This is a genomic window from Pseudodonghicola xiamenensis DSM 18339 (genome assembly GCF_000429365.1).
In the GTDB taxonomy this organism is placed as follows: domain Bacteria; phylum Pseudomonadota; class Alphaproteobacteria; order Rhodobacterales; family Rhodobacteraceae; genus Pseudodonghicola; species Pseudodonghicola xiamenensis.
This window is the reverse complement of the sequence record NZ_AUBS01000009.1, coordinates 65,255-91,203: the sequence shown is the minus strand read 5'-3', so window position 1 is coordinate 91,203 and position 25,949 is coordinate 65,255. Positions and strand designations below refer to the sequence as shown.

24 protein-coding genes and 1 riboswitch are annotated in these 25,949 nt (G+C 63.4%); of the genes, 2 read left to right on the top strand and 22 right to left on the bottom strand.

What is annotated here, in order from left to right; genetic code table 11:
• Positions 1–57 precede the first annotated feature (57 nt).
• The 4 genes from G455_RS23880 to rpsA form a co-directional block, all read right to left on the bottom strand.
• Positions 58–735, bottom strand: a complete 678-nt coding sequence (locus G455_RS23880; protein ID WP_407636244.1) for a phosphoribosylanthranilate isomerase — start codon at positions 733–735, stop codon at positions 58–60.
• A 13-nt stretch (positions 736–748) separates the two neighbouring features.
• Positions 749–1,096, bottom strand: coding sequence for a lipopolysaccharide assembly protein LapA domain-containing protein (locus tag G455_RS0111535; protein WP_028093857.1), 348 nt, complete (start codon positions 1,094–1,096; stop codon positions 749–751).
• On the bottom strand, positions 1,096–1,383 hold the full coding sequence (ihfB, locus tag G455_RS0111530) for an integration host factor subunit beta (protein ID WP_028093856.1): 288 nt from the start codon (positions 1,381–1,383) through the stop codon (positions 1,096–1,098). Before ihfB ends, G455_RS0111535 begins: the two co-directional genes overlap by 1 nt.
• A gap of 317 nt (positions 1,384–1,700) precedes the next feature.
• Positions 1,701–3,383, bottom strand: a complete 1,683-nt coding sequence (rpsA, locus tag G455_RS0111525) for a 30S ribosomal protein S1 (RefSeq protein WP_028093855.1) — start codon at positions 3,381–3,383, stop codon at positions 1,701–1,703.
• A gap of 314 nt (positions 3,384–3,697) precedes the next feature.
• Between rpsA and G455_RS0111520 the strand changes: the two genes are divergently transcribed.
• Positions 3,698–5,242 (top strand): AMP-binding protein, encoded by a 1,545-nt coding sequence (locus G455_RS0111520; protein ID WP_028093854.1) that lies wholly within the window; start codon positions 3,698–3,700, stop codon positions 5,240–5,242.
• Positions 5,243–5,323: 81 nt separating this feature from the next.
• Here G455_RS0111520 and G455_RS0111515 read toward each other — a convergent pair whose 3' ends face one another.
• From G455_RS0111515 to miaB, 15 genes are all read right to left on the bottom strand, one after another.
• The gene (locus tag G455_RS0111515) at positions 5,324–6,322 is read right to left on the bottom strand and encodes an aldo/keto reductase (RefSeq protein WP_028093853.1); all 999 of its coding nucleotides are present in this window, start codon (positions 6,320–6,322) and stop codon (positions 5,324–5,326) included.
• Between the two features lie 4 nt (positions 6,323–6,326).
• Positions 6,327–6,950 carry a (d)CMP kinase gene (locus tag G455_RS0111510; protein ID WP_028093852.1) on the bottom strand — a complete coding sequence of 208 codons (624 nt, stop codon included), beginning with the start codon at positions 6,948–6,950 and terminating at the stop codon, positions 6,327–6,329.
• On the bottom strand, positions 6,947–7,465 hold the full coding sequence (locus tag G455_RS25580) for a hypothetical protein (RefSeq protein ID WP_154664372.1): 519 nt from the start codon (positions 7,463–7,465) through the stop codon (positions 6,947–6,949). The genes G455_RS0111510 and G455_RS25580 overlap by 4 nt, the downstream gene beginning before the upstream one ends.
• Entirely contained in the window at positions 7,462–8,814 is a 1,353-nt protein-coding gene (gene aroA / locus G455_RS0111500; protein ID WP_028093850.1) for a 3-phosphoshikimate 1-carboxyvinyltransferase, read from the bottom strand. The genes G455_RS25580 and aroA overlap by 4 nt, the downstream gene beginning before the upstream one ends.
• Positions 8,815–8,886: 72 nt before the next feature.
• Positions 8,887–9,594 carry a tRNA (guanosine(46)-N7)-methyltransferase TrmB gene (gene trmB, locus G455_RS0111495; RefSeq protein ID WP_028093849.1) on the bottom strand — a complete coding sequence of 236 codons (708 nt, stop codon included), beginning with the start codon at positions 9,592–9,594 and terminating at the stop codon, positions 8,887–8,889.
• A 64-nt stretch (positions 9,595–9,658) separates the two neighbouring features.
• Positions 9,659–10,300 carry a COG3904 family protein gene (locus G455_RS0111490; RefSeq protein ID WP_028093848.1) on the bottom strand — a complete coding sequence of 214 codons (642 nt, stop codon included), beginning with the start codon at positions 10,298–10,300 and terminating at the stop codon, positions 9,659–9,661.
• A 137-nt stretch (positions 10,301–10,437) separates the two neighbouring features.
• Entirely contained in the window at positions 10,438–11,619 is a 1,182-nt protein-coding gene (gene metK, locus G455_RS0111485) for a methionine adenosyltransferase (RefSeq protein ID WP_028093847.1), read from the bottom strand.
• A gap of 6 nt (positions 11,620–11,625) precedes the next feature.
• Positions 11,626–11,675, bottom strand: a riboswitch (SAM-SAH riboswitch).
• Positions 11,676–11,715: 40 nt separating this feature from the next.
• Positions 11,716–13,224, bottom strand: coding sequence for an apolipoprotein N-acyltransferase (gene lnt, locus G455_RS0111480; protein WP_028093846.1), 1,509 nt, complete (start codon positions 13,222–13,224; stop codon positions 11,716–11,718).
• Entirely contained in the window at positions 13,221–14,123 is a 903-nt protein-coding gene (locus tag G455_RS0111475) for a hemolysin family protein (RefSeq protein ID WP_028093845.1), read from the bottom strand. Before G455_RS0111475 ends, lnt begins: the two co-directional genes overlap by 4 nt.
• 21 nt (positions 14,124–14,144) lie before the next feature.
• A complete protein-coding gene (gene ybeY / locus G455_RS0111470; RefSeq protein WP_028093844.1) occupies positions 14,145–14,657 on the bottom strand; it encodes an rRNA maturation RNase YbeY in 513 nt (170 codons plus the stop codon).
• 104 nt (positions 14,658–14,761) lie between these two features.
• Positions 14,762–15,772 (bottom strand): PhoH family protein, encoded by a 1,011-nt coding sequence (locus G455_RS0111465; RefSeq protein ID WP_028093843.1) that lies wholly within the window; start codon positions 15,770–15,772, stop codon positions 14,762–14,764.
• A gap of 139 nt (positions 15,773–15,911) precedes the next feature.
• Entirely contained in the window at positions 15,912–16,208 is a 297-nt protein-coding gene (locus G455_RS0111460) for a hypothetical protein (protein WP_028093842.1), read from the bottom strand.
• 11 nt (positions 16,209–16,219) lie between these two features.
• Entirely contained in the window at positions 16,220–16,792 is a 573-nt protein-coding gene (locus G455_RS0111455; protein ID WP_051312398.1) for an OmpA family protein, read from the bottom strand.
• A 302-nt stretch (positions 16,793–17,094) separates the two neighbouring features.
• Positions 17,095–17,424, bottom strand: coding sequence for a hypothetical protein (locus G455_RS0111450; protein ID WP_154664371.1), 330 nt, complete (start codon positions 17,422–17,424; stop codon positions 17,095–17,097).
• A 290-nt stretch (positions 17,425–17,714) separates the two neighbouring features.
• Positions 17,715–19,040, bottom strand: a complete 1,326-nt coding sequence (miaB, locus tag G455_RS0111445) for a tRNA (N6-isopentenyl adenosine(37)-C2)-methylthiotransferase MiaB (RefSeq protein WP_028093839.1) — start codon at positions 19,038–19,040, stop codon at positions 17,715–17,717.
• 152 nt (positions 19,041–19,192) lie between these two features.
• Between miaB and G455_RS0111440 the strand changes: the two genes are divergently transcribed.
• Positions 19,193–20,059: a hypothetical protein gene (locus G455_RS0111440; RefSeq protein ID WP_028093838.1), complete on the top strand. Its 867-nt coding sequence runs from the start codon at positions 19,193–19,195 to the stop codon at positions 20,057–20,059.
• A 203-nt stretch (positions 20,060–20,262) separates the two neighbouring features.
• Here the strand turns inward: G455_RS0111440 and ileS are convergent, their stop codons facing one another.
• From ileS to G455_RS23870, 3 genes are all read right to left on the bottom strand, one after another.
• Positions 20,263–23,196 carry an isoleucine--tRNA ligase gene (gene ileS, locus G455_RS0111435; RefSeq protein WP_028093837.1) on the bottom strand — a complete coding sequence of 978 codons (2,934 nt, stop codon included), beginning with the start codon at positions 23,194–23,196 and terminating at the stop codon, positions 20,263–20,265.
• A gap of 205 nt (positions 23,197–23,401) precedes the next feature.
• Positions 23,402–24,544 (bottom strand): acetate/propionate family kinase, encoded by a 1,143-nt coding sequence (locus tag G455_RS0111430; RefSeq protein WP_028093836.1) that lies wholly within the window; start codon positions 24,542–24,544, stop codon positions 23,402–23,404.
• Positions 24,541–25,941 (bottom strand): bifunctional enoyl-CoA hydratase/phosphate acetyltransferase, encoded by a 1,401-nt coding sequence (locus G455_RS23870; RefSeq protein WP_035366618.1) that lies wholly within the window; start codon positions 25,939–25,941, stop codon positions 24,541–24,543. Before G455_RS23870 ends, G455_RS0111430 begins: the two co-directional genes overlap by 4 nt.
• Positions 25,942–25,949 lie beyond the last annotated feature (8 nt).

The window sequence follows — 25,949 nt, the reverse complement described above, 5'->3', positions numbered from 1 at the left end:
AGAAATCTTGGCAAATTTCTTCGAAGAAATTTGTGTCGCACGGACGACAGGAGGCACTCAGACCAGCTTTGGCGGGGCGCCCTTGGCACCAGTCACGCCGCGCGCCGCTTCGACAAAGGCGCGGATCTTGTCCGCGTCCTTCACCCCTGGCGCGCTTTCCACGCCGGAGGACACATCGACCTGCCGCGCCCCGGTCATCCGGCAGGCCTCGGCCACATTGTCGGGCGTCAGCCCACCGGCCAGCATCCAGGGCCGCTGCCAATATTTGCGGCGCGCCAGAAGTTGCCAGTCGAATGACAAGCCGTTGCCGCCCGGCAGGACCGCATCCTTCGGCGGCTTGGCGTCGATCAGAAGCTGATCGGCCACCTGGGAATAGATGTCGATCTGCGGCAAATCCTCTGGTCCGGAGACCCCCACCGCCTTCATCACCGGCAGGCCATAGCGCGCGCGAATCTCGGCCACCCGCTGCGGGCTTTCATGGCCATGAAGCTGCAGCATGTCGATCGGCACCGCCGCCAGGATACGATCGAGGCTGTCATTGTCCGGATCGACCACCAGCGCGACCTTGCACAGTCCCAGGGGGGCCGCCAGCGCCAGCGGCGCGGCCTCTTCCACCGTCAGGTTGCGTGGCGACTTGGGAAAGAAGACAAACCCGCCATAGACCGCGCCGGCCTCGGCCGCGACCTGAACGTCTGCAGCGCTGCGCAGCCCGCAGATCTTCACCCGGATTTCCATGTTCATATCAGCCTCAGGCGTCGTCCAGCAGCGCCAGAACCTCGTCCTGGCCCTTGGTCTTGTCCTGCTTCAGCCGGGTCACCTCACGTTCGAGCTTGCGAAGCTCGCGGCCGCTGCGGGTGGCGTCGCGGCGATGTTTGTGCTCACGCAGCCATTCCCAGAAAAAGCCGATCACCACGCCCACGGCCACACCACCCCAAACCACCAGGAACAGCGGCAACGAGGCATTCAGGTTCCAGCCGATAAGATCGGCGATATCCGACGGCAGAAGCTGCAGGGACACAGCCTCCCGGTTGGCCATGGAGATGGAAATCAGGCCGATCCCCAAAATCGCGAGGATCGCATAACGAAGGTAGCGCATCAGTCTTCTTTTCCGTTCAGCCGGTCCCGCAACAGCTTGCCAGTCTTGAAGAAGGGGACGGATTTTTCCTCAACTTGCACGGTTTCGCCGGTTCTGGGATTGCGACCAACCCGCGCATCGCGCTTTTTCACCGAAAACGCACCAAAGCCGCGCAGCTCGACACGGTCACCGCGTGCCATCGCCTCGGTCACCTCTTCGAACACGGTGTTCACGATACGCTCGACATCGCGCTGATACAGATGCGGGTTTTCATCGGCAATTTTCTGAATCAGTTCCGACCGGATCATGCGTGGCCCTCCCAAGGCACATGGTTGCGAGACGTTCTTTCACTGACGTTGCACGGAGTATAGAACCAATCCCCCCCTACGGAAACCGGAACTATTGGAATTATAGGGACAATTTCGGCTCACCAGCGGGCCTGTCGGCCATTGATCGCTGGTCAGTTTGCGTTTCTCGCCCTGTCCGAAGCAGGTATCGGCGCCCCGCACCGGCAACCAGCGAATCGCAGCACCGCCCTCAGGGTAGGCACGAAAACAGGCCCCGGACGTTTCGCCCGGGGCCTGCCTGTCAGTCACAATCGCTGTCCGTGTCGGACAGCGGGTGATCAGTTGTCGCCGCCCTTCAGCGCGGCGCCCAGGATATCGCCCAGCGATGCGCCCGAGTCGGAGGAACCGTATTGTTCCACGGCCTCTTTCTCTTCGGCGATCTCGCGTGCCTTGATCGACAGGCCCAGACGACGGGTCTTGCTGTCGATGTTGGTGACGCGCACGTCGACCTTGTCACCGACCGAGAACCGCTCGGGGCGCTGTTCGGCACGATCACGCGACAGGTCGGAGCGGCGGATGAAGGACTTCATGCCTTCATATTCCACTTCGATACCGCCATCTTCGATCGCGGTGACGTTGACGGTGATGATCGAACCGCGCTTCACGCCGCCCACGGCTTCGGCGAACTTGTCACCGCCCAGGGCTTTGATCGACAGCGAGATACGCTCTTTGTCCACATCCACTTCCGAGACGACGGCCTTGACGATGTCGCCCTTCTTGTAGTGCTGGATCGCGTCTTCGCCACGTTCGTCCCAGGACAGGTCGGACAGGTGAACCATGCCGTCGATGTCGCCGTCGAGGCCGATGAACAGACCGAATTCGGTGATGTTCTTGACTTCGCCTTCGACCTCGGTGCCCTCGGGGTGGGTTTCCGAGAACACTTCCCACGGGTTGCGCATGGTCTGCTTCAGGCCCAGCGAAACGCGACGCTTGGCGGCGTCGATTTCCAGAACCATGACGTCGACTTCCTGGCTGGTCGAAACGATCTTGCCGGGGTGGACGTTCTTCTTGGTCCAGGACATTTCGGACACGTGCACCAGACCTTCGACACCCGGCTCCAGCTCGACGAACGCGCCGTAGTCGGTGATGTTGGTGACACGACCCTTGTGGACCGAGCCCAGCGGGTATTTGGCGCCGACCAGATCCCACGGATCTTCCTGCAGCTGCTTCATGCCCAAGCTGATACGATGGGTTTCCTTGTTGATCTTGATGACCTGAACCTTGACGGTCTCGCCGATCGACAGGATTTCCGACGGGTGGTTGACACGGCGCCAAGCCATATCGGTGACGTGCAGCAGGCCGTCAACGCCGCCCAGATCAACGAACGCACCATATTCGGTGATGTTCTTGACCACGCCCTCGACGGTCTGACCTTCGGTCAGGTTCGAGATGACTTCGGCACGTTGTTCAGCACGCGATTCTTCCAGGATGGCACGACGCGACACAACGATGTTGCCACGACGACGGTCCATTTTCAGGATTTGGAACGGCTGTTTCAGCCCCATCAGCGGGCCTGCGTCGCGCACCGGGCGGACATCGACTTGGGAGCCGGGCAGGAAGGCCACGGCACCGCCCAGATCGACGGTGAAACCGCCTTTGACACGGCCAAAGATCGCACCTTCGACGCGGGCGTCGTCGGCATAGGCTTTTTCCAGACGGTCCCAGGCTTCTTCGCGGCGGGCCATCTCACGGGAAATCACGGCTTCGCCACGAGCATTCTCTGCGGAGCGCAGATAGACCTCGACCTCATCGCCAACGGCGATATCGGGGGCTTCACCAGGATTTGCGAATTCTTTCAGATCGACGCGGCCTTCCATCTTGTAGCCTACGTCGATGATGGCTTGGCCTGCCTCGATGGCGATGACCTTACCTTTGACAACGGACCCCTCTTCGGGCGTGTCCATTTCGAAGCTTTCGTTCAGGAGGGCTTCGAACTCCTCCATGGATGTGTTTTGAGCCATGTGGTCTCTGGTTTCCTAACGTTTGGTTTTTCCGGCCGTGCGGTTGTCTCCGCCGGTCTTGAGGTTTCGTTGGTCGGGACGGACCCGCAAAACAAAGAGGGCCGGTTGCTGCCGACCCTGCTCGATCCCTTTGCTCTGCAAGCGTTGTCCGCCCTTGTTGACAGCCGCTCTATAGGGGTTTGCGGCCCTTCGCGCAAGAAAAACAAGCAAGCGCGCGACGCCTGGGGCAGCCACTTGTCGTTGCGGAACCCTGTTCCGAAAACAGCTTGGAAATCCCCTTTCGCTGTGTAGTGATGCCCGCGGGAGGAGATTACATGACTATTATCAAAAGCCGCTTTGCGGACGTCGCACTGACAGACAAGACCGTAACCCAGCGTGTATTCGAGGGTATCGTGCCCGAACGGACCATACTGGTCGACGGGCCAACCGGGCGAGAAATGACCGGGGCCCAATTCATCGCAGCGGTGAAATCCCTGGCCGGCGGATTAACCCAGCGCGGCTTTGCCCCGAACCGCGTGCTGGCGCTGATGGCCCCGAACATCCCCGAATATTGCGTCGTGTTCCATGGCGCGGCCTGGGCCGGCGACACGATCACCACGGTCAACCCCACCTATACCGTGCATGAGGTCAAGCACCAGCTTCTCGATTCGAATGCCGAGATTCTGGTGGTGGTCGCCCCGTTCCTGGAGACCGCGCGCGAAGCCGCCGAAGGCACCAGGGTGCAGGAAATCATCGTCATCGGCGAAGCTGAGGGCGTGACCGCGCTGAAAGATGTCATGGGCGCGCCGCTGGAGCAGCAGGCCCCCGTCGATGTCGAGGAACATATCGTCGCCCTGCCCTATTCCTCGGGCACCACCGGGCTGCCCAAGGGGGTGATGCTGACCCACCGCAACCTGACCGTGAACATCGACCAGTCGCTGGTGCCCGCCGATGTAAAGCAAGAGGAAATGACGGTAGCCTTCCTGCCCTTCTTCCACATCTACGGGCTGGAAGTGCTGATGAACATCTACCTGGCCGCCGGCGCCGGACTGGTGACCATGCCGCGCTTCGATCTTGAGCTCTTCCTCGACCTGATCACCAAATATCAGACGCCACGGCTGTGGATCGTCCCGCCAGTGGCGCTTGCGCTGGCCAAGCATCCGCTGGTCGAAAAATACGATCTGTCCTTCATCGAACAGGTGAACTCTGCCGCCGCGCCGCTGGGCGCCGATGTGGCCGAGGCAATGGGCAAACGGCTGGGCACCAATGCCACCCAAGGCTATGGCATGACCGAACTGAGCCCGGTCAGCCATGTGTCGCCGCAGGGCCATGGCAAACCCGGCGCCTCGGGCGTGACCGTGTCGAACACCGAATGCCGCATCGTCGATCCTGACACCGGCCACGATCTGCCGCTGGGCGAGGATGGCGAATTGTGGGTCAGGGGCCCGCAGGTGATGAAGGGGTATCTCAACAATCCGAAGGCAACGGCGGAAACCGTGGTCGACGGTGGCTGGATGCGCACCGGCGACATCGGCCATTTCGACGAGGACGGATACCTCTATATCACCGACCGGCTGAAAGAGCTGATCAAATACAAGGGCTTCCAGGTCGCCCCGGCCGAAGTCGAGGCGGAAATCCTCACCCATCACGAGATCGCCGATGTGGCGGTGATCGGCGTGCCCGATCCCGATGCCGGCGAAATCCCTATGGCCTTCGTCGTCCCCGCCCCCGGCGCCACGCCGACGCTGGAGACGCTGCAGGGGTATCTCGAAGGGCGGCTGTCGCACTACAAGCAGATCCGCCGGATGGAGATCGTGCCGGAAATCCCGAAATCCGCCGCGGGCAAAATCCTGCGCCGAGTGCTGCGGGCACAGATTTAGGCCTGAGACAGCGCTGCCCGGATCACCCGCCCGGGCAGCGTTTCCCTGCACGGCAGGTTTGAGGCCCGCCTTGCGCGATGATCAGCAGAACCGTTCCGGCCCCATCCACTGGGCATCGTTATAGCGATCACCATAGCACCAGCCGACCGGCAGCACCTCTTCGATCCGCGCCAGATCAGACGCCGTCAGTTGCAGATCGCAGCCCGCCACCAATTCGCGAAAATGCGCCACCGAGCGGGTGCCGGGGATCGGGATCACGTGATCGCCCTGATGGATCAGCCAGGCGATCGACAGCGCTGCGGCGCTGGTGCCCATCTCGGCCGCCAAGGCGCGGAACTTGTCGGTGATCGCCAGGTTGAAGCTCAGGTTCGGCTCCTGAAAGCGCGGGTTGGAGGAGGTGAAGCCAAGCTGCGGGATCACCTCGCGCGGGATCGGCGTGTCGGTCAGCAACGACCGGCCGACCGGCGAAAACGCCACCAGCGCAGTGCCTAGTTCAGCGCAGGCCTGCACCAGCCCCAGCTCTGGCGCCCGGGTCGACAGCGAATATTCCGACTGCACCGCCGCGATCGGATGCACCGCCGCCGCCCGCCGCAGGCTGGAGGGGGCGATTTCGGAAAAGCCGATGGACTTGGCCTTGCCCTTCTTGACCAAGGCGGCGAGGTTCTCGGTCGCCTCCTCGATCGGCATGTCAGCCTGGCGGCGGTGGATATACATCAGATCAACGCAGTCGATACCCATCCGGGCAAGAGAGCCATCAAGCTCTGTCTCGATATGCGCGAGTGAGTTCTTGAAACAGCGCTTGCCATCGGCGTCCGTGGTGATCCCGGCCTTGGTGGCGATGTGGAACTGGTCGCGGGCACCCGGATTGGCCTTGAAGAAAGTGCCGATCACCGTTTCGGACCCGCCCATGCCATAGATGTTCGAGGTGTCGATATGAGTGACGCCCAGCTCTATCGCCGCATCCAGAATCGCATGGCTTTCGGCCTCGTTCGTCGGCCCGTAGAAATTCGAGAAGGACATCGCGCCGATGCCGAAGGCGGAAATCGTCGGACCGCCCTTGCCCATGGTCGTCTGCCGCATCTGATCAGCCCCTTTCGCCGCGCTTCGCCTCGATCGCACGGGCTGCCGCCTCAACAGCCGAATCGATATCCATGTGAGAGGTATCGAGGAACACCGCATCCGCCGCCGCGCGCAGCGGCGCCGTCGCTCGCTCCCTGTCGCGGGCATCACGGGCGACCACATCGGCCAAAACCGCATCCTCGGTGGTGTCCGCCCCCTTGGCCATCAGCTCAAGGTAACGACGATGGGCGCGCACCTCGGGGCTGGCTGTGACGAAAAGCTTCACCTCCGCTTCCGGACAGATCACCGTGCCGATGTCACGTCCGTCAAGCACCGCACCGCCGGCGCGCCGGGCGAAGGCGCACTGGAAATCGACCAACGCGGCCCGGACCTCGGGGATCACCGCAACCTTGCTGGCGGCCTCTGCCACCTCGGCAGAGCGCAGATCGGGCGCCTGCAAGTCTTCGGCCTTGAGGGTCTGCGCCGCCTCGATGGGCTCCACCCCCAGCAACATCTTGGCCCCGACCGCCCGATACAGAAGCCCGGTATCGAGATGGGCAAAGCCGAAACGCTCCGCTACGGCTTTCGAGATTGTTCCCTTGCCGGCGGCGGCGGGGCCGTCGATGGCCACAGTGAAAGGTTCGGTCATCTTGCTCTCCATTTGATCCAGATGGCGCGCGCCAGCCCGGCCGCAACAGCCAGCAGCACCACCGACGTCAGCAATGCTTTGGCCTGGGTGGCGTGGCTGGCTGCCGCGATCATCGCATCCGACACCGCGCCCACGGCTGTCAGCAACGCGGCGACGCGCAGATTTTCGATGTAATCGGCCAGCATTCCGGCCACGGCCACAAGGCTCAGGGCGACATACAACCAGCGCGGCCGCACAAGCGCGCGCAACGCCCCAATCAGCACGGCGGCCAGCAAGGCGGGATAGGCCAGATCCAGCCAGCGCTGCGGCCCCAGATAAAGCTCCCGGCCATCATCGCCCAGCATGGCGAGAAAAGCGCGCGCCTCTGCCGCCGAATACCCCCTAAAGCGCAGATCGAAGGGGGCCAACTCTGCCGCATCAGTTGCGATCGCCGGCAATGTCCAGCAGGCCATCGCGACATAGACGGCCATCGCAACGGCACATAGCGTCCAATATGCGATCTGCCTGACACTCACATCGCGATCCGCTCGATCTTGGCGCCCAGGGCCGCCATCAGCGGCTCGAAAATGGGGAAGGAGGTGGCGATCGGCGCGCCGTCATCGACACTGACCGGCGCGAGTGTGGACATGCCCAGCACCAGGAAGGACATGGCGATCCGGTGATCAAGATGGCTGGCGCAGGTCGCGCCGCCCGGCACATTGCCCGGCCCCATACCCACGATCTCCATCCAATCATCGCCATCCTCGACCGTCACACCGCAGGCGCGCAGCCCGTCAGCCATGGCGGCAATGCGGTCGGATTCCTTCACCCGCAGTTCGCGAACGCCCTCCATCGTCGTGCGGCCCTCGGCATTGGCAGCCACCGCGCAGAGGATCGGATATTCGTCGATCATCGACGCGGCACGATGCGCCGGCACGGTGACCCCCTTCATCGCGGGAGAGAAGCGCGCACGCAGATCGGCGACCGGCTCACCCCCCTCTTCGCGTTCGTTCTCATAGCTCAGATCCGCGCCCATTTCGCGCAGCGTGGTGAAAAGGCCCGCCCGCGTCGGGTTCAGCCCGATCCCCGGCACCAGCACGTCAGAGCCCGGCACGATCAGTGCGGCGCAGACAGGAAAGGCAGCGCTGGAGGGATCGCGCGGCACCGCAATCGCCTGCGGCGTCAGCTCGGGCTGGCCGGTCAGGGTGATGACGCGGCCCTCGTTGGTCTCTTCCGTCGTGACGGTGGCGCCGAAGCCCGCCAACATCCGTTCGGTATGGTCACGGGTGGCCTCCTTTTCGATCACCACGGTCTGGCCCGGCGCGTTGAGTCCGGCCAGAAGCACCGCGGATTTGACCTGCGCCGAAGGCACCGGAACGGTGTAATTGACCGGCACCGGATCGGCGGCGCCGACGATGGTCATCGGCAGCCGACCACCGGCGCGCCCCACCGCGCGGGCCCCGAACAGCGCCAGCGGATCGGTCACCCGCGCCATTGGCCGCTTGTTGAGACTGGCATCCCCCGTGAAGGTGGCGGAGATCGGGCAGGTGGCCATCGCCCCCATGATCAGCCGCACCCCGGTGCCGGAATTGCCGCAGTCAATCACCTGATCGGGTTCGGCGAAACCGCCGACACCGACACCATGGACATGCCAGGTGCCATCGTCGTCCCGCGTCACCTCGGCCCCGAAGGCGCGCATCGCCTTGGCGGTGTCGAGCACATCCTCGCCCTCCAGCAGACCGGTGATCGTGGTCTCGCCCACCGCCATGGCGCCAAGGATCAGCGCCCGGTGCGAGATCGACTTGTCGCCGGGCACCTCTGCCACGCCGGAAAGCACCCCGGCGGTGCGGGAGGTCATCGGGATCGGGGTGCCATGTCCAGACATGTTCGGGCCTTCCTTGCTGGGCGCATCTCTTGCCCGATTGGGTATCCCAAGCCGCGGCAGAGATCCATCGCCTCAGCGGCGACGGAAGGTCAGGTAATGCGGAGTGCGGCCTTCGCGCAGCGCCTTCTGCTCGTAACGGGTTGAGATCCAGTCATCCCATGGCGCGCGCCAGTCGGCAGGACGTTCGGCCAGCCATTCGAATCCGGCTTTCGGCACCTCTTCCAGCGTCTGGCGAACGTAATCGGGAATATCGGTCGCAACCCGGAAAATCGCACCCGGCTTCAGCACCCGGGCCAGCGGCTCGAGGTGCTCCTGAGTCACGAAACGGCGCCGGTGGTGCCGCTTCTTCGGCCAGGGATCGGGATAGAGCAGAAAGGCCCGACTGATCGACTGATCGGGCAACACGTCCATCAGATCGCGCGCATCTCCGGGGTGGACGGCGACATTATCGGCGCCGGCCTTGCGGATCTTGCCCAGCAGCATGGCCACGCCGTTGATGAAGGGCTCTGCGCCGATGATGGCGACATCGGGGTTCTGCACCGCCTGATGTACCATGTGTTCACCGCCACCAAATCCGACCTCAAGCCAGACCGGCTTGCCGCCGAACCGCGCATCGAGGTCCAGCAGGCTGCGTTCCGGGTTCTCGTCCCAACTGACCGGCCCGGGCGACAACGGGGCCAGATCTTCGTCCAGATAGACGCGCTGGTTCTTTTTCAGGGTCTTGCCGTGAACCCGGCCATAGAAATTACGAAAGGGGCGTTCAGGGGTGCTTGTGCTCATGGCCGCGCATTTACCCCCGTTGCCGAGTCGGGGCAACAGGCGCGAACAGACCTCTGCCCCCGCCTCAATCGGTCAGCACACCCGCCTGAAGCAATTCCAGCCGCGACGGATACCATTCATCGTCATTGGGCACCGACTTGGTGCGGATGGCAAAGGCCGGGTCCACCCCGCGCGACAGCATATAGGCCAGATGCTTGTAGGTTTCCGCCTGCGTATCCTCATAGACCCAGGAGGCGAAATCATAAGGCGTCCCCCAGCCATAGGACTCGCGCTGGCTTTCGTAATAATCCTTCACTGCCGCCGGCGACCAGCTGCGCCGGTGAAAGCCGATCTTCGATCCCAGCATCATCCGCCGCGACTTGCCGGCCAGAAAGACATTGACGCACGAGCTGACACAGGCCCCCGACACCACGGTATCGAGCCCGAAGTCGATCACGATCCGCGCCATTTCCTCGCTGGCGAAAACGCCGCCGCCGGTGCTGTTCAGCTCGAGAACCTTGATCCCGTCGTCCTCGCGCAGAAGCGCGCGCAGCCGGTCGATATCTTCATAGGTAATCTCGGCCTCGTCCCCCTCGATCGTGGTTTCGGTGTCATAGATCAGGGTAACGCCCTCAATGCTGAATTTGGCCCACCCCGGGGCATCCTGCTGCGCCAGGGCCCCGACCGGCAGGCCCATCAGCAAACTGGCGATTGCAGCACGGAACATGGACGCTCCCCCCCTCGGCCCCGGTATCCTTGCCTGTCTAGGCCCCGACAGCGCGACTGTCCATGACCCTGGACGCCAACACGAAAAAGGCGGACCCTCGGGCCCGCCTCTGACAATTTCGGTGCGATCGCGCGATCTCAGACCGCCTTTTTCAGCGTCTCGACCAGATCGGTCTTTTCCCAGCTGAAGCCGCCATCGGCCTCGGGATCGCGGCCGAAATGGCCGTAAGCCGCGGTGCGCTGATAGATCGGCTTGTTCAATTGCAGGTGCTGACGGATGCCGCGCGGGCTCAGGTCCATGGACTGTGCCACGGCCTTTTCGATCACCTCGTCAGGCACTGCGCCCGTGCCGTGGGTATCGACATAGATCGACAGCGGCTTGCTGACGCCGATGGCATAAGACAGCTGCAGGGTGCATTTATGCGCCAGCCCTGCCGCCACCACGTTCTTCGCCAGATAGCGTGCCGCATAGGCGGCCGAGCGGTCCACCTTGGTCGGGTCCTTGCCCGAGAAGGCGCCGCCGCCGTGGGGGGCCGCACCGCCATAGGTATCGACGATGATCTTGCGGCCGGTCAGGCCGGCGTCGCCATCGGGCCCGCCGATCACGAAGGTCCCCGTGGGGTTCACCCACCATTCGGTTTCCTCGGTGATCCAGCCCGAGGGCAGCACTTCGCGGACATAAGGCTCCACGATCTGACGGATATCGTCGCTGGTCTGGCTTTCGCTCTCATGCTGGGTCGACAGCACGATCGAGCTGACGCGGACCGGTTTGCCGTCCTCGTAGACCACCGAAAGCTGGCTTTTGGCATCCGGGCGCAGGGTCGGTTCGACCCCGGATTTGCGCACCTCGGCCAGCCGGCGCAGGATGGCATGGCTGTACTGGATCGGCGCCGGCATCAGCGCCGGCGTCTCGTCAGTGGCATAGCCGAACATGATGCCCTGATCGCCAGCACCTTCGTCCTTGTTGTCGGCGGCATCGACACCCTGCGCGATATGGGCCGACTGCTCGTGCAGGAAATTCAGCACATGGCAGGTGTTCCAGTGGAACTTCTCCTGCTCATAGCCGATGTCCTTGATACAGTCGCGGGCGATCTGGCCAATGCTGCCCATGTATTTCTTCAGAAGGTCTTCGTCTTTCAGCCCCACCTCGCCACCGATGACGACCATGCCGGAGGTCGCAAAGGTTTCGCAGGCCACGCGCGCTTCGGGCTCTTCAGCCAGGAACGCGTCGAGAACCGCATCTGAGATCCGGTCACAGACCTTGTCGGGGTGCCCCTCCGAAACGGATTCGGAGGTGAAAGTATAGTTCTTGCGGGACATGGGAAGTGCTCCATTCGAGTTACATCCGCCACGCCAGGAAGCCGTTGTGACGAACCTTCAGACCCGGTTACGCCTGAGGCGCAAACCGGTCAATTGCTATTTAGAGGTTTGTTTGCGGCTTTGCATCCCCCCGAGCCCGATCGCAGCCAGCAAGAGCAGCAGGAACACCGGCCAATCACCGCTGCGCGCATAAATCGTGGGCGGCAGCGGCTCGGGCAGCTTGGCGTCCACATAGCCCGCCTGCCCCAGCGGGATCGAACTCAGGATTCGGCCCCGCGGACCGATCACCGCCGAAATGCCGGTATTGGCCGCCCGGACCATCGGCAAGCCCTGTTCGATCGCGCGCATCCGCGCCTGCGCCAGATGCTGATAGGGCCCCGACCAGGTGCCGAACCAGGCATCATTGGTGATCTGCAGCAAAAAGCGCGGCCGGGTGGGGGCGGCATTCACGTCCTGCGGGAACACAGCCTCGTAACAGATCAGCGGCAAGGCAGGACCGAACGCCCCGAGCCCCATCAGCGCTGGCCCCGGCCCGGGGCTGTATCCCTGCCCGGCCTGGGCGGCGAACCCATGCAGACCGAAACGATCCGCGAGATCGCCCAGCGGCATATATTCCCCGAAGGGCACCAGATGATGCTTGTCATAGAGGCCATCCAGTTGCCCCTGCCCATCAAGATGCACCAGCGAATTGTAAACCCGCGTGCCCTCGTATCTCTGGATACCCAGCACCACATCGGCCCCCCGCGCGGCCTCGGCGATGCGTTCGAAGGTAGGGCCGGCCTCGTTCAGCCAGACCGGCACCGAGCTTTCGGGCCATACCACCAGATCCGGACGCGGGCCAGCCTTGGTGAACTCGATCTGACGGCGAAAGAAGACCGGCATCCACTTCGGATCCCATTTCTGATCCTGCCGCGCATTCGGCTGCACCACCCGCACCGTGTGATCGGTGAGCGCCCCGTCAGGGAGCTGCGCGAAGGCCAGCGCCGCCCCTCCGATCAGCCCGAGCGGCACCGCAGACACCAACCGCCCCCGGTCAGAGACCAAAGCGAAACCGGGCCAAAAGGCCGCCACAAGCGTCAGCAGCGCCAGACCATGCGGACCGATCCAGGCCAGAAGCTGCGCCACCGGGGTATCGACCCAGATCTGCGCCAGCGCCGCCCAGGGAAAACCGGTCAGCAGATAGGCGCGGCCGAATTCGGCCAGCGACAGCGCCACGATCAAGCTGGCGACCCGCGCCCCCGGCTGCCGGGCAAGGCGGAAGGCAACCCAGAAGGCCAGCCCCCAGAACAACGCCAACCCCCCGGCCATGAAGATCAGCGCAAAGGGCGCCATCCAGCCATAGACCTCGGGCTCGACCAGAAAGGGATCGACGATCCAGACTAGCGCATTGGCAAACCAGCCGGTGGCAAAGGCCCAGCCGGTCAGCGCCGCCGCACGGGGCCTGGCCGCTGCCAGCGCCAGCGCCGGCAGCGCCGCCAGAGCGAGAAGCGCAATGGGCCAGAGACCGAAGGGCGCCAGACCCAGCGCGCCGAGCGCACCAACAAGCGCCGCGACGATCAACCGCTGCCAAAGCGGCCGACGCGCCAGACGGGCGAGTCTGGTCATTCCGCCGCGATATCCGGCAGCCGCACGCGCAGCCGCTTGATCCGGCGCGGATCGGCGTCGATCACCTCGAATTCCGGCCCGTCGGGATGCACCACCACCTCGCCCCGCGCCGGCACTCGGCCCGAGAGCATGAAGACCAGCCCGCCGAGCGTATCGATCTCTTCCTCGTCGACATCCTCGTGGCTGGTCAGCGACCGGCCGATCTCGGCCTCGAAATCCTCAAGCGGCGCACGGGCCTGGGCGATATAGACACCCGGCTTTTCCTTCACCCAAAGCTTGTCTTCGTCGGTGTCGTGCTCGTCCTCGATCTCGCCCACCACCTGTTCGATCAGATCCTCGATGGTCAGCAGACCGTCGACACCGCCATATTCGTCGATCACCAGCGCCATGTGACGCCGTTCCGACTGCATCTTCTGCAACAGGACGCCAATCGGCATCGAGGGCGGCACGAAGAGAAGCGGCCGCAGCATTGATTTCAGATCGAACTCGGCCTCGTGATCACCGTTGAACCCATGGCTCAACGCCAGATCCTTGAGGTGAACGAATCCCAGCGGCGTATCGAGCGTCCCCTCATAGACCGGGATTCGGGTCATGCCGCTTTCACGGAACACATTGACCAGATCCTCCATAGAGATGGTGCTGGGAACCGCCACGATCTCGGCAGTGGGAATCGCCACATCCTCGACCCGCATCCGCCGCAGGTTGATCATCCCATGCGGTCGGTGATGGGCTGTGGCCACGGGCTGATGCCCCGGCGCCGGTTCTGCCGCCACCTCCTCTCCTCCCGAGAAGACTTCCAGAATACGCCCTAGAATCCCCGGCCTGTCGCCGGGATCGTTGGTGATATCGCTATCCTGATGCGCGCGTTGCGCTGCGTTAGAAGAGTCGTCGTCGCCCATTGGTCCTATCCGAAAAGAGCCCTAGGGCCCGTCGAAGTCATTATATGGGTCATCGAGACCCATCGTGCCAAGTATTTCAATCTCCAAACCCTCCATCAAAGTGGCGTCCGGGTCACGGATGTGATCGTAGCCAAGAAGATGAAGGATGCCGTGGACGATCAGATGGGTACAGTGATCGGCCAGGCTCTTGCCCTGTTCCTCCGCCTCGCGCGCGCAGGTGCCGTAGGCGATGGCGATATCGCCAAGCGCGATCTCGCCGGTGAAATCGGCCTCCGGCAGATCGGGCACGCCGCCGGGTTCCTCGGCCGCCAGATCCTCGGCCGGCCAACTCAGCACGTTGGTCGGGGTGGGCTTGCCGCGGAAATCGGCATTCAGCACGGCGATACGGGCATCGTCGCAGGCAAGGATCGCGATCTCGCACATCTCGGGGTCGAGGCCGATCCGGGCCAGCGTCGCCGCCGCCGCGCGATCCGCCAGCGCCCCGAGATCAAGCGCCGCCCAGGCGAGATCTTCTATATCGAGCTCAATGGTCATGGCAGCGCTTTATGCCAGCGGGCCGGAGGGAGCCAGCCCTCTCCTGACGTCGGGCCAAGACGCGACTGCGTCCCCCTGTCTCGGAACAGGGCCCGGGAGGGACATCACACATCCGCCTCGTAGGCCTTGATGATGGCCGCGACCAGCGGATGGCGCACCACATCGTCGGCGGTGAAATAGTTGAAGCTGATGCCCGGAACCTTGCCCAGCAACCGTTCGGCATCGGCCAGCCCCGAGGGCACGCCCCGCGGCAGATCGACCTGGCTGCGGTCGCCGGTAATCACCATACGCGATCCTTCGCCCAGGCGGGTCAGGAACATCTTCATCTGCATGGTGGTGGCATTCTGTGCCTCGTCCAGCACGATGAAGGCGTTCGACAGGGTGCGACCGCGCATGAAGGCCAGTGGCGCGATCTCGATCCGCTTCTCCTCCATCAGCTTGGCAAGCTGCTTGCCCGGCAGGAAGTCGTTCAGCGCATCATAGAGCGGCTGCATATAGGGATCGACCTTCTCCTTCATGTCGCCCGGCAGATAACCCAGCTTTTCGCCCGCCTCCACCGCCGGGCGCGCCAGGATGATCCTGTCGACAAGCCCGCTGATGAACATGCTGACGCCGACTGCGACGGCAAGATAGGTCTTGCCGGTGCCCGCCGGGCCGATGCCGAAGGCCAGCTCGTATTCGAACAGCGATTGCACATAGGATTTCTGCGCCTGGGTGCGCGGCTCAACCGGCTTCTTGCGCGTCTTGATCTCGAAGGTGCCGCCCTTGAACATCTCCAATTGATCGCCATCGCCAAGACCCGCGTCCTCGGTCGCAGGCCCCATGCGAATCTCGCGCTGCATGTCTCCGGCCTCAATCGCCCGACCGCTCTCCAGCCGGTCATAAAGCGCCTGAAGAACCCGGGCGGCCTCGGCCTGGCCGGCCTCTTCGCCCAATATCGCCAGGAGATTGCCGCGACGAACGATCTGCACGGACAACAATCGTTCGATTTCGGCCAAGTTGCGGTCATGTTCGCCGCAAAGGTCGATCAGCAGGCGATTGTCGGGAAATTCGATAAGCACCTCGCGTTGCGGGGCCGTATCGGTTTGCGGTGGGGTCAGGGCGCCAATGGCCAATCCGCTCTCCTCGTCTCGGGCGTATAGGATTAGCCTGCCAAGATCGCGTCGGGCGCGCAAGCGGCTGCCGGAGATTTTCGCCTATTTGAGATGAAAAAGGCCGCCCAAAGGGCGGCCCTGAACCGGGGCTCGGCCAGCCTCAGATGATGTCCGGCACCCAGGAGCCCTCCTTGAACGGGCCGGTAACGGTATTCTTCTGGAAATCGTCGGAACACACAGGCTTGCCGTCCGGCGTCCGGCGCAGGTCCATATACCCTTCGACGCCGTCGTCGATGATCCAGTGCTGACAGCCCTCCGGATCAACCCAGATGCCAGCCTTCAGGCGGCTCAGGTCCTTGTGGTCGAACATGTTGCGGTCGCGGGTCTTGTCGGTAGCCTCACAGGCAGCAAGGGTTCCGAACGCAGCAAGAAGCGCAAGGGATTTCACCAGGGTCATGCTCTCTCTCCTCACTGCACGCAGATGATTTCGACGCGGCGGTTCTGCGCCATATTGGCGGCGCTGGTGTTCGGCACCCGAGGATCGCGTTCCCCATAGCCACGCACCTCGACCACATTGGCCCCGGCACTGCGGGCAACCCGGGCCACCGCATTGGCGCGGTTCTGCGACAGACGCATATTATAGGCATCCGAGGCCCGGCTATCGGTATGACCGGTGATGATATAGCCGCGCGCCCCGGCATCGCGGAAGAATTCACGCAGACGCTTCTGACCGGCGGTGTTAATCGAATATTTGTCCGTGGCGAAGAACTGATCCGCCGGCAACGACCCACACAGATTGCCACGGCGACAGACCGGAGAGCCATCGCGCCGCACATGCGCGGACATATAGCCCTCGGCGCCATCATCCATCACCCAATGCTCGCATCCATCCGGGTCGACCCAGATCGTGGGCACATATCGCTCCCCCACCACGGCAGTGGAGGGAGCGGACTGAGCCTGAACTCCGGCCACGCCGGCGACGACCAGAGCCGCCGCCGCGATGACGGCCCTGACGGCTCGACCGATCCTTGAAAGTTTCATCACCTCAAATACCCCCAAAATGACACACGCCCCGCAGACCAGGATCAGACGGGGTGCAACTGAGAGAAGGGTAGGTAAAATTTCGTATTTTGTGAAGAAAAAACCACCATATGTAGTGGCGTCATCACAGTGTGGGCTTTTTCACCACACCAACTGCGGCAGAAACTGCGCTGCCCACTTCAACACCCGCACGACAGGTACAGAAACGGCAAAGGCCGCCCCCGGAAGGACGGCCAGACAGAATGACAGAACGCGGCGATCAGGTCAGGAGTTGACCCGCCATGCTGCCGACCTGCACAAGCTCAGCGCTGAAGCCGCTTGTTCCCGTGAAGCTGCGGCGCCTCGTTATAGATGCGAATCATCTCCTGCTTCATGCCTTCCAGGTTGTCGACCAGACGCTCATCGCGGCAGATGCGCTGAGCGATCGCCTGGGCGGTCGGATAGTCATAGCCGAAATCGACCAGGCTATCGATGAAGTTCGCATTCGGGCGATCCCAGATCACATCCTTCCAGGGGCCGCGAAAACAGCTCACGATCAGGGTATTTCCGTCGGCGGTCAGCTTGTAGGCTTCGGCAGAGGCTTGCGAGGCCAAAGCGCCCAGCAGGGCGGCGGCGATCATCACTCGTTTCATTCGATTACTCCGGAATCAGGAACTGTTGCGTTACTGCTTCGCCGCACCCCTGCCAACAGCCTGTTGAGATCGGTCGAAAGCTTTTCATCATCATAGTCTAGGACGCAACCCAGGCAACTTTTCGACAAAGTTTAGGTTTAAATGGGAAACAATTTCAGGGCATCACCCGAACATGTTCACCCAGCGGAACAAACGCTCCGCCCCGTCACTTAACCCTCCCGCCCGGGCAAACGAATCGCCGGAACCGCAGCTGCCCCACCCGGGCCGTATCGCCCAGGCAGAGCAATCGCTCAACGCGGAAGAACCTCCCCCGCCAGAGAATTGGGGCCCGACGACAGGATCCGGACCCGCGCCAGATCGCCCGGGACGACGACATCACTGTCCACATGCACCGCATGCAGATAGTCGGACTTGCCGACCATCTGCCCGGGCAAACGCCCCGGTTTCTCGAACAGCACCCCAACCTCGCGGCCGACCATGGCATCCTGCAGTGCCCGTTGCTGGCGGGTCAGCAGCGCCTGCAGCCGCTGCAGCCGATCATCCTTCTCGGCTTCGTCAACCTGCGGACGCTCCGCCGCCGGCGTGCCGGGGCGGGTGGAATACTTGAACGAGAAGGCAGAGCCGTATTGCACCGCCTCGACCAGCGCCAAAGTGTCCTGGAAATCCTGTTCGGTCTCTTCCGGAAAGCCGACGATGAAATCGCCCGACATATGCAGATCGGGCCGCGCCGCGCGCAGCCGCTCGATCAGCCTGAGATAGCTTTCGGCGGTATGCGAGCGGTTCATCCGCTTGAGGATGCGATCGCTGCCCGATTGCACCGGCAGGTGCAGATAGGGCATCAGCTTGGGACAGTCGGCATGCGCCTCGATCAGATCGTCAGCCATATCGTTGGGGTGGCTGGTGGTGAACCGAATCCGCTCCAGCCCGTCGACGTCGTTCAGGGCCCAGATCAACCGCGCCAGCGACCAGTCGCCATCGGGGCCGGCACCGTGATAGGCGTTGACGTTCTGCCCCAGCAGCGTGATCTCGCGCACGCCGCGTTCGACCAGATCGCGCGCCTCGGTCAGGATGCGATCGACCGGGCGCGACACCTCGGCACCACGGGTATAGGGCACCACGCAGAAGGCGCAGAACTTGTCACAGCCCTCCTGCACGGTCAGGAAGGCGGTTGGCCCGCGTTTCGCCTTGGGCCGCGCTTTCAGTTTCTCGAACTTGTCTTCCTCGGGGAAATCGGTGTCGAGCGCCTTTTCGCCCGCGCGCGTCTTCGCCTCCATCTCCGGCAGGCGGTGATAGGATTGCGGCCCCACCACCAGATCGACCAGCGGCTGGCGGCGCATGATCTCCTCGCCCTCGGCCTGGGCGACGCAACCGGCGACCCCGATCTTCAGATCCGGATTGGCCGCCTTCAGCCCGCGAAACCGCCCGAGTTCGGAATAGACCTTCTCCGCCGCCTTCTCCCGGATGTGGCAGGTGTTCAGCAGGATCATATCGGCGTCTTCGGCGCTTTGCGTCTCGATATAGCCCTGCCCGCCCAGAGCCTCGGCCATACGCTCGCTGTCATAGACGTTCATCTGGCAGCCATAAGTCTTGATGAAGAGTTTTTTCGGCGCGGTCATCGGTCGGTATCTCGCAAAAGATCGGGGAGAGGCCCGTCATAGGGACAGGCCAGTCGGCTTGCAATGGCGGGCGGAATACCCGAATCTGCCGCAAAACGCCAGCGAGGCCGCCAAGGCCCGGCGCCGGCGCCAAAGGCGGATGAACAAAAGCCATGAAATACATATCGCTTGACGCGTTTCTGGAGAAGGGAAAACCGCTGCTGACCAAGGGGCCGGTGGCGCTGATCTTCGTCGAGGACGATACCGAGGTCGACACCACCCTGCGCCATCACCTGCAATGCGGCTTTCCCACCGTCGTCGCCCTGATGCCCGACAGCTTCACCCTGCCCGCCGATCTTGAAGAAGCCGTGCACCGGGTGCGCCTCGACAACTGTCCGCCCGCGCGCGTCTTCGACACGATCAACCGGGTGATCGAGGCTGCCCCGGGATGCTGGCTCTATTACTGCTATAACGCCGAATACCTGTTCTACCCCTTCAGCGAGAGCAGGACAGTCGGCGAGATGCTGGCCTTCCACACCGAGGAACGCCGCGACGCGATGCTGACCTATGTCATCGACCTCTATGCCGACGATCTGGGCGCCAGCCCCAATGCCGTATCACTGGATCGCGCCCATCTGGACCGGTCCGGATATTACGCCCTGGCCCGCCCCGATACCGCCACCGGCCATCCGCGCGAGCGGCAGCTCGATTTCTTCGGCGGGCTGCGCTGGCGGTACGAGGAACATATTCCGAAGACCAGCCGCAAGATCGACCGCATCGCGCTGTTCCGCGCCGCGCCGGGGCTGCGGCTGCTGCCCGATCACACCTTCAACGATCAGGAATACAACACCTATTCCTGCCCCTGGCACCACAATCTGACCGCGGCGATCTGTTCCTTCCGCACCGCCAAGGCATTGAAGACCAATCCGGGATCGACCTATGACATCCCCACCTTCCGCTGGCACAATTCCACTCCCTTCGAGTGGCATTCACGGCAACTGATGGATCTGGGACTAATGGAACCGGGGCAATGGTTCTGATCCGGCGCACCCGGTTCTGAGCGCGGACGGGGCGCTGCCCCGGGGCGCGCACAGGGCGCGCCCTCCCCGGGATATTTTCAGCCAGAAAAAGCCCAAAGCCGCGACACCAAGCAGCCTGTCTGCGTCTTTTCTGCCGAAAGAGAGCGAGGGCCCCGGGCCAAGCGACCTGGCACGCCCCGTCAGGAGCGCGCCAGGAACAGGCTTCAGCTCAGTGCCGCATCACAGCGGGCGCAGACCCCGGCATGACCGTGATGACCGACATCGGGCAGAATTTTCCAGCAGCGCTGACATTTCTCGCCGTCGGCCTTTTCAAAGACCACACCCACGCCCTCGATCTCGGGCAGGCGGAAGGCCTCCTGCGGTTCGGGATCGGCGGTAAGCGTCAGGGCCGAGGTAATGCAGATATCGGCGAAATCCACCGATTGCAGCGCCGCCAGCAGCCCCGCGTCTTCGACATGAACCACCGGGGCGGCCTCGAGGCTGGCGCCGATCACCTTTTCCGAGCGCTGGATTTCCAACGCGGCGGTGACCACCCGGCGCACCTTGCGGATGCCGGCCCATTTCGCCGCCAGCTCCGCATCGAACCATTCCTCCGGGGTTTCCGGGAAATCGACCAGATGGACCGAGCTGTCATCCCCGGGGAAGCGTTCCAGCCAGACCTCTTCCATGGTGAAGACCAGGATCGGGGCCAACCAGGTGGTGAGCCGGTGGAACAGCGCGTCGAGCACCGTCAACGCGGCGCGGCGGCGCGCGGTGTCGCCGTCGCAATAAAGCGCGTCCTTGCGGATATCGAAGTAGAAGGCGCTGAGTTCCACCGTCGCGAAGGTGAAAACCGACTGGAACACCGTTTGGAAGTCGAAGCCGGCGTAGCCGTCGCGCACCTGCTTGTCCAGCTCGGCCAGACGATGCAGCACCCAGCGTTCCAGCTCGGGCATATCCTCGGGTGCCACCCGATCGGCCTCGGCGAAATCCCCGAGCGAGCCCAGCATGAACCGCAGGGTGTTGCGCAGACGGCGATAGCTGTCGGCGACGCCTTTCAGGATCTCCGGCCCGATCCGCTGGTCGACAGTATAGTCGCTCTGCGCCACCCAGAGCCGCAGGATGTCCGCGCCGTATTGCTTGATCACCTCCTCCGGCACGATGGTATTCCCGATGGACTTGGACATTTTCAGCCCCTTCTCGTCCAGCGTCATGCCGTGAGTGACCACGTTGCGATAGGGGGCGCGACCGATGGTACCGCAGGCCTGCAGCAGCGAGGAGTGGAACCAGCCGCGGTGCTGGTCGGTGCCCTCCATATAGACATCGGCGATGCCGTCGACGGTGCCGTCCTCGCGGTCGCGCAGCACGAAGGCATGGGTCGAGCCGCTGTCGAACCAGACGTCGAGCACGTCGAAGACCTGATCATAGGCCTCAGGATCGGCGGCATCGGCGATGAACCGCGCCTTGGCGCCCTCCTTGTACCAGGCATCGGCGCCCTCGGTCTCGAAGGCCTCGGCGACGCGGGCGTTCACCGCCGCATCGCGCAGCAGGAAGTCGGGGTCGGTCGGCAGCGCGCCCTTCTTGATGAAGCAGGTCAGCGGAACGCCCCAGGCACGTTGCCGCGACAGCACCCAATCGGGCCGGCTTTCGATCATCGAATACAGCCGGTTGCGCCCGCTCTGCGGGGTGAATTTCACCAGCTCGTCGATCGAGGTCAGCGCCCGGCTGCGGATGGTGGTGCCATAGGTGTCCCGGCCATCGCCGATCTCGCGGTCGATGGCGGCGAACCATTGCGGCGTGTTGCGATAGATCACCGGCGCCTTCGACCGCCAGCTGTGCGGATAGGAGTGCTTGATCTTGCCGCGCGCCAAGAGACCGCCGACCTCGGCCAGCTTGTCGATGATGGTCTTGTTGGCGTCGCCCTCCTTGCCGTTCTGCTTGAGGATACGGGTGCCGCCGAAGAAGGGCATATCGGCGCGCAGCGAACCGTCTTCCATCACATTATAGGTGATGACCTGATCGAGCATGCCGAGATCGCGGTAAAGTTCGAATTCCTCCATCCCGTGGCTGGGCGCGCAATGGACGAAACCGGTGCCTTCGGTATCGGTGACGAAGGGGGCGGCGCGGAAATCGCGCAGGTCGTCCCATTCGCCATTGGAACCTTCGACGCCGGCCAGCGGGTGTGTCAGCTTCAGGCCTTCGAGCTCGGACACGGGCACATCGCGCAGGCGGGTGTACATTGTGTCATCCAGCCGCGCGCGGGTCATCACATCGGCGGCGAGCTTGTCGGCCAGGATGTATTTGTCACCAACCTTGGCCCAGCTTTCGTCAGGCGTGCCGGTGATCTCGTAGAGGCCATAGGCGATATCCGAGCCATAGACCACGGCCTTGTTCGACGGCATGGTCCAGGGGGTGGTGGTCCAGATCACCACATAGGCACCGGCGAGCGCGCTGGCGGCAGGCTCGGCCACCTTGAACTTCACCCAGACGGTAAAGCTTTCCTTGTCGTGATATTCGACCTCGGCCTCGGCTAGGGCGGTTTCCTCGATCGGCGACCACATCACGGGTTTCGAGCCCTGATAGAGCGTGCCGTTCATCAGGAATTTCATGAATTCCTCGGCGATCACCCGCTCGGCGTGGAAATCCATTGTCAGATAGGGATTGTCCCAATTGCCGGAGATGCCCAGCCGCTTGAATTCCTCGCGCTGGATATCGACCCAGCCTTCGGCGAACTTGCGGCATTCCTGGCGGAAGTCGATGACCGGGACGTCATCCTTGTCCTTGCCCTTGGCGCGATACTGTTCCTCGATCTTCCATTCGATCGGCAGACCGTGACAATCCCAGCCGGGAACATAGCGGCTTTCGTGCCCCATCATCTGATGCGACCGCACAATCATGTCCTTGATGGTCTTGTTCAGCGCGTGACCGATGTGCAGGTGGCCGTTGGCGTAGGGCGGGCCGTCATGCAGGGTGAAGGGGGTCCGCGCCTCGACCGTGCCCTCGGCCTTGACGGCCTTGTCGCGCAGGCGACCATAGATATCCATCTTCTCCCAGCGCGCCAGCCATTCGGGCTCGCGTTTGGGCAGGCCCGCGCGCATCGGAAAATCGGTCTTGGGCAGGTTCAGCGTGTCTTTGTAGTCGGGGGTTTCGGCGCACATGGGGCGGCGTCCTTCGTCGTGATCTGATCGGGGAATTTCTGTAGTCGGTGCGATGGCTCAAGCACCTTTGCCCGGCGGCTCGTCTGGATCAGAGCGCCGGGACAGTAATTCGAATAATAATGATGCGCAGAAGGCTCATGCGCCGCCTTATAAGCGTGCCTAGCGACGGGGTAAAGATAAAGAGAGGGGCCGGGCGCCCCTCACCTCAGACCAGGAGCGCATCCGCGACCGCGCGGGCAATCACCCGCTCCTCGTCGGTCGGGATAACCAGAACCTCCACCGGACCGGTGCCAATGCGGGTTTCTCCGGCCGCGTTCGCCTCGGCGTTCAGCGACAACCCCATGAATTCCATCTCGCCCACCACGCGGGCGCGGATCGGGGCGGCGTGCTCTCCGATGCCGCCGGAAAAGACCAGCCCGTCCAGTCCGCCCATCACCGTCGACAGCGCCCCAAGCTCCCGTTTAATGCGGAAGACGTAATAGTCGATCGCCTGCGCCGCATGAGGATCCTCGCTTTCCAGCAGGGTGCGCATGTCATGGCTGATGCCCGACAGCCCCTTCAGCCCGCTGTCATTGTAGAGCATGTTCGAAATCTCGTTCGCATCCATGCCCTGCGCCATGAAATAGAGGATCACCCCGGGATCGAGCTGACCGCAACGGGTGCCCATCGGCAGACCGTCAAGCGCCGAGAACCCCATGGTCGAGCTGACGCTTTGCCCGCCCTTGATGGCACACATCGAGGCACCGTTGCCGAGATGCGCCACCACCACCCGGCCCTTGTAAAGCTCGGGCCAGTCGCGGCGCAGGCAAGAGGTGATGTAATCATAGCTCAGGCCGTGGAAACCGTACCGGCGCACCCCCTGTTCGTAATATTTGTAAGGCAGCGCATAGGTGTCGTTCACGAACGGGTGGTGCCGATGGAAGGAGGTGTCGAAACAGGCGATCTGTACCGATTCGGGAAATTCCTTCTGCGCCGCATAGACCGCCGCCAGATTGTGCGGCTGGTGCAGCGGCGCCAGCGGTTCGAGCGTGCGCAGCTTGGCCAGAATCTCTTCGGTCAGGATCAACGGGTCGCCATAGGTTTTGCCTCCGTGAACGATGCGATGCCCCACGCCCATCACCACCCGCCCGTCCAGCGCCGGTTCGATCGCCTTGAGGATCTCATGCAGGGCCACGGCGTGATCGGCCGGACCGATGTCCCATGCCTCGCCGCCCTGCAGCTTCATCCGCGCCAGAGGCCCCAGATTCTCGACTTGCCCCTTGAGCAACAGGCCGGGTTCCTCTGCCACCTGGTAAACCCCGAATTTCAGGGACGAACTACCAGCGTTCAGCGTCAGGATCGCACTCATGCCTCAGCCCCATCCATCAGACCTGCATCATGTGCGGCCAGCAGCGCCACCGCGCAGGACACCAGCCGCGCCTTGTCATCATCGGCCCGGCTGGTCAGGATGATCGGGCATTTCGCGCCCATCACCACGCCGCCCGCCTCGGCATGGGCGAGAAAGGTCAGTTCCTTGGCCAGCATGTTGCCGCTTTCGAGGTTCGGCGCGACCAGGATTTCAGCCCGCCCCGCGACCAGCGACTGGATGCCCTTGGTCGCGGCGGCAGCGATATTGACGGCATTATCCATCGCCAGCGGCCCGTCGACCAGCCCGCCGGTGATCTGACCGCGCTCGGCCATCTTCGACAGGATGGCGGCGTCCAGCGTCGAAGGGATGGCGGGGTTCACCACCTCTACCGCCGACAGCACCCCGACCTTCGGCTGCTCGATGCCCAGCCCATGGGCCAGGTCGATGGCGTTCTGGATGATATCGGCCTTGGCGGCCAGATCGGGGGCAATGTTGATCGCAGCGTCGGTGACCATCAGCAGATGGTCGAGCCCGGGCACATCCATCACGAAGACATGGCTGAGCCGCCGTCCCCCCCTGCGCAACCCGCCGTCGCGCTTGACGATCTCGTGCAGCAGCACGTCGGTGTGCAGATCGCCCTTCATGATCGCCGCCGCCTCGCGGGCGTGGACCATGCGCACGGCCTCCTGCGCGGCAAGGGCATGGTCGCGGATATCGACCAGCCTGTAAGGAGACAGGTCGATCCCCTTCTCTTCCGCCGCCTCGGCGATGCGCAGGGCATGACCGACCAGCACCGGTTCGATCAGCGTATGTTCCGCCGCCAGGATGGCGCCGGCCAACGCCTCGCCCTTCTCGGGGGCGACGACGGCGGTGGGCACCGCCTTCAGCGGCTCAGCGCGGGCCAGAAGCTGGTCGAAATGCACGTGGCGCTGCAGGGTCAGCCCCGGCATTTCCTCCGGCCGGAAGGTGATCGGCCGTTCCGGCGCGATCACCTGCGCCTCTCCTTCCAGAACCCGGGTGCCATCAGCCTTTTCGACCCAGGTGTCGAAGCTGGCAAGCCGGTCGGGCCCCTTGCCGGTCAGCCGGACCTTGACCGTCAGCTCATCGCCGGCATGAGCCTGATCGACAAAGCGCAGCGTCTGCGATTTGTAAAGCGTGCCCGGCCCGGGCAATTCGCACCCCAGCACCGCCGAGATCAGCGAGGCCACCCACATGCCCGGCGCGATGGCCTCCGGCTGACCGTCGCCATCGCCATCCTCCTCCGGCAGATGCATCGGGTTCATGTTGCCCGAGGCGCTGGCATAAATGAACAGATCCTCCGCCCGCAGGACGCGGCTGTGCGCCGCCTCCATCCCGATCTCGAGCTGATCGAAGGGCACGTTCTGAATGGGCGGCATGGTCAAGA

Bases quoted from the DNA above. Each gene is read 5' to 3' on its own strand.
- G455_RS23880 (WP_407636244.1), bottom strand. From the start codon at position 735: ATGGAAATCCGGGTGAAGATCTGCGGGCTGCGCAGCGCTGCAGACGTT.
- G455_RS0111535 (WP_028093857.1), bottom strand. From the start codon at position 1,096: ATGCGCTACCTTCGTTATGCGATCCTCGCGATTTTGGGGATCGGCCTG.
- ihfB (WP_028093856.1), bottom strand. From the start codon at position 1,383: ATGATCCGGTCGGAACTGATTCAGAAAATTGCCGATGAAAACCCGCAT.
- rpsA (WP_028093855.1), bottom strand. From the start codon at position 3,383: ATGGCTCAAAACACATCCATGGAGGAGTTCGAAGCCCTCCTGAACGAA.
- G455_RS0111520 (WP_028093854.1), top strand. From the start codon at position 3,698: ATGACTATTATCAAAAGCCGCTTTGCGGACGTCGCACTGACAGACAAG.
- G455_RS0111515 (WP_028093853.1), bottom strand. From the start codon at position 6,322: ATGCGGCAGACGACCATGGGCAAGGGCGGTCCGACGATTTCCGCCTTC.
- G455_RS0111510 (WP_028093852.1), bottom strand. From the start codon at position 6,950: ATGACCGAACCTTTCACTGTGGCCATCGACGGCCCCGCCGCCGCCGGC.
- aroA (WP_028093850.1), bottom strand. From the start codon at position 8,814: ATGTCTGGACATGGCACCCCGATCCCGATGACCTCCCGCACCGCCGGG.
- trmB (WP_028093849.1), bottom strand. From the start codon at position 9,594: ATGAGCACAAGCACCCCTGAACGCCCCTTTCGTAATTTCTATGGCCGG.
- G455_RS0111490 (WP_028093848.1), bottom strand. From the start codon at position 10,300: ATGTTCCGTGCTGCAATCGCCAGTTTGCTGATGGGCCTGCCGGTCGGG.
- metK (WP_028093847.1), bottom strand. From the start codon at position 11,619: ATGTCCCGCAAGAACTATACTTTCACCTCCGAATCCGTTTCGGAGGGG.
- lnt (WP_028093846.1), bottom strand. From the start codon at position 13,224: ATGACCAGACTCGCCCGTCTGGCGCGTCGGCCGCTTTGGCAGCGGTTG.
- G455_RS0111475 (WP_028093845.1), bottom strand. From the start codon at position 14,123: ATGGGCGACGACGACTCTTCTAACGCAGCGCAACGCGCGCATCAGGAT.
- ybeY (WP_028093844.1), bottom strand. From the start codon at position 14,657: ATGACCATTGAGCTCGATATAGAAGATCTCGCCTGGGCGGCGCTTGAT.
- G455_RS0111460 (WP_028093842.1), bottom strand. From the start codon at position 16,208: ATGACCCTGGTGAAATCCCTTGCGCTTCTTGCTGCGTTCGGAACCCTT.
- G455_RS0111455 (WP_051312398.1), bottom strand. From the start codon at position 16,792: ATGAAACTTTCAAGGATCGGTCGAGCCGTCAGGGCCGTCATCGCGGCG.
- G455_RS0111450 (WP_154664371.1), bottom strand. From the start codon at position 17,424: ATGAAACGAGTGATGATCGCCGCCGCCCTGCTGGGCGCTTTGGCCTCG.
- miaB (WP_028093839.1), bottom strand. From the start codon at position 19,040: ATGACCGCGCCGAAAAAACTCTTCATCAAGACTTATGGCTGCCAGATG.
- G455_RS0111440 (WP_028093838.1), top strand. From the start codon at position 19,193: ATGAAATACATATCGCTTGACGCGTTTCTGGAGAAGGGAAAACCGCTG.
- ileS (WP_028093837.1), bottom strand. From the start codon at position 23,196: ATGTGCGCCGAAACCCCCGACTACAAAGACACGCTGAACCTGCCCAAG.
- G455_RS0111430 (WP_028093836.1), bottom strand. From the start codon at position 24,544: ATGAGTGCGATCCTGACGCTGAACGCTGGTAGTTCGTCCCTGAAATTC.
- G455_RS23870 (WP_035366618.1), bottom strand. From the start codon at position 25,941: ATGCCGCCCATTCAGAACGTGCCCTTCGATCAGCTCGAGATCGGGATG.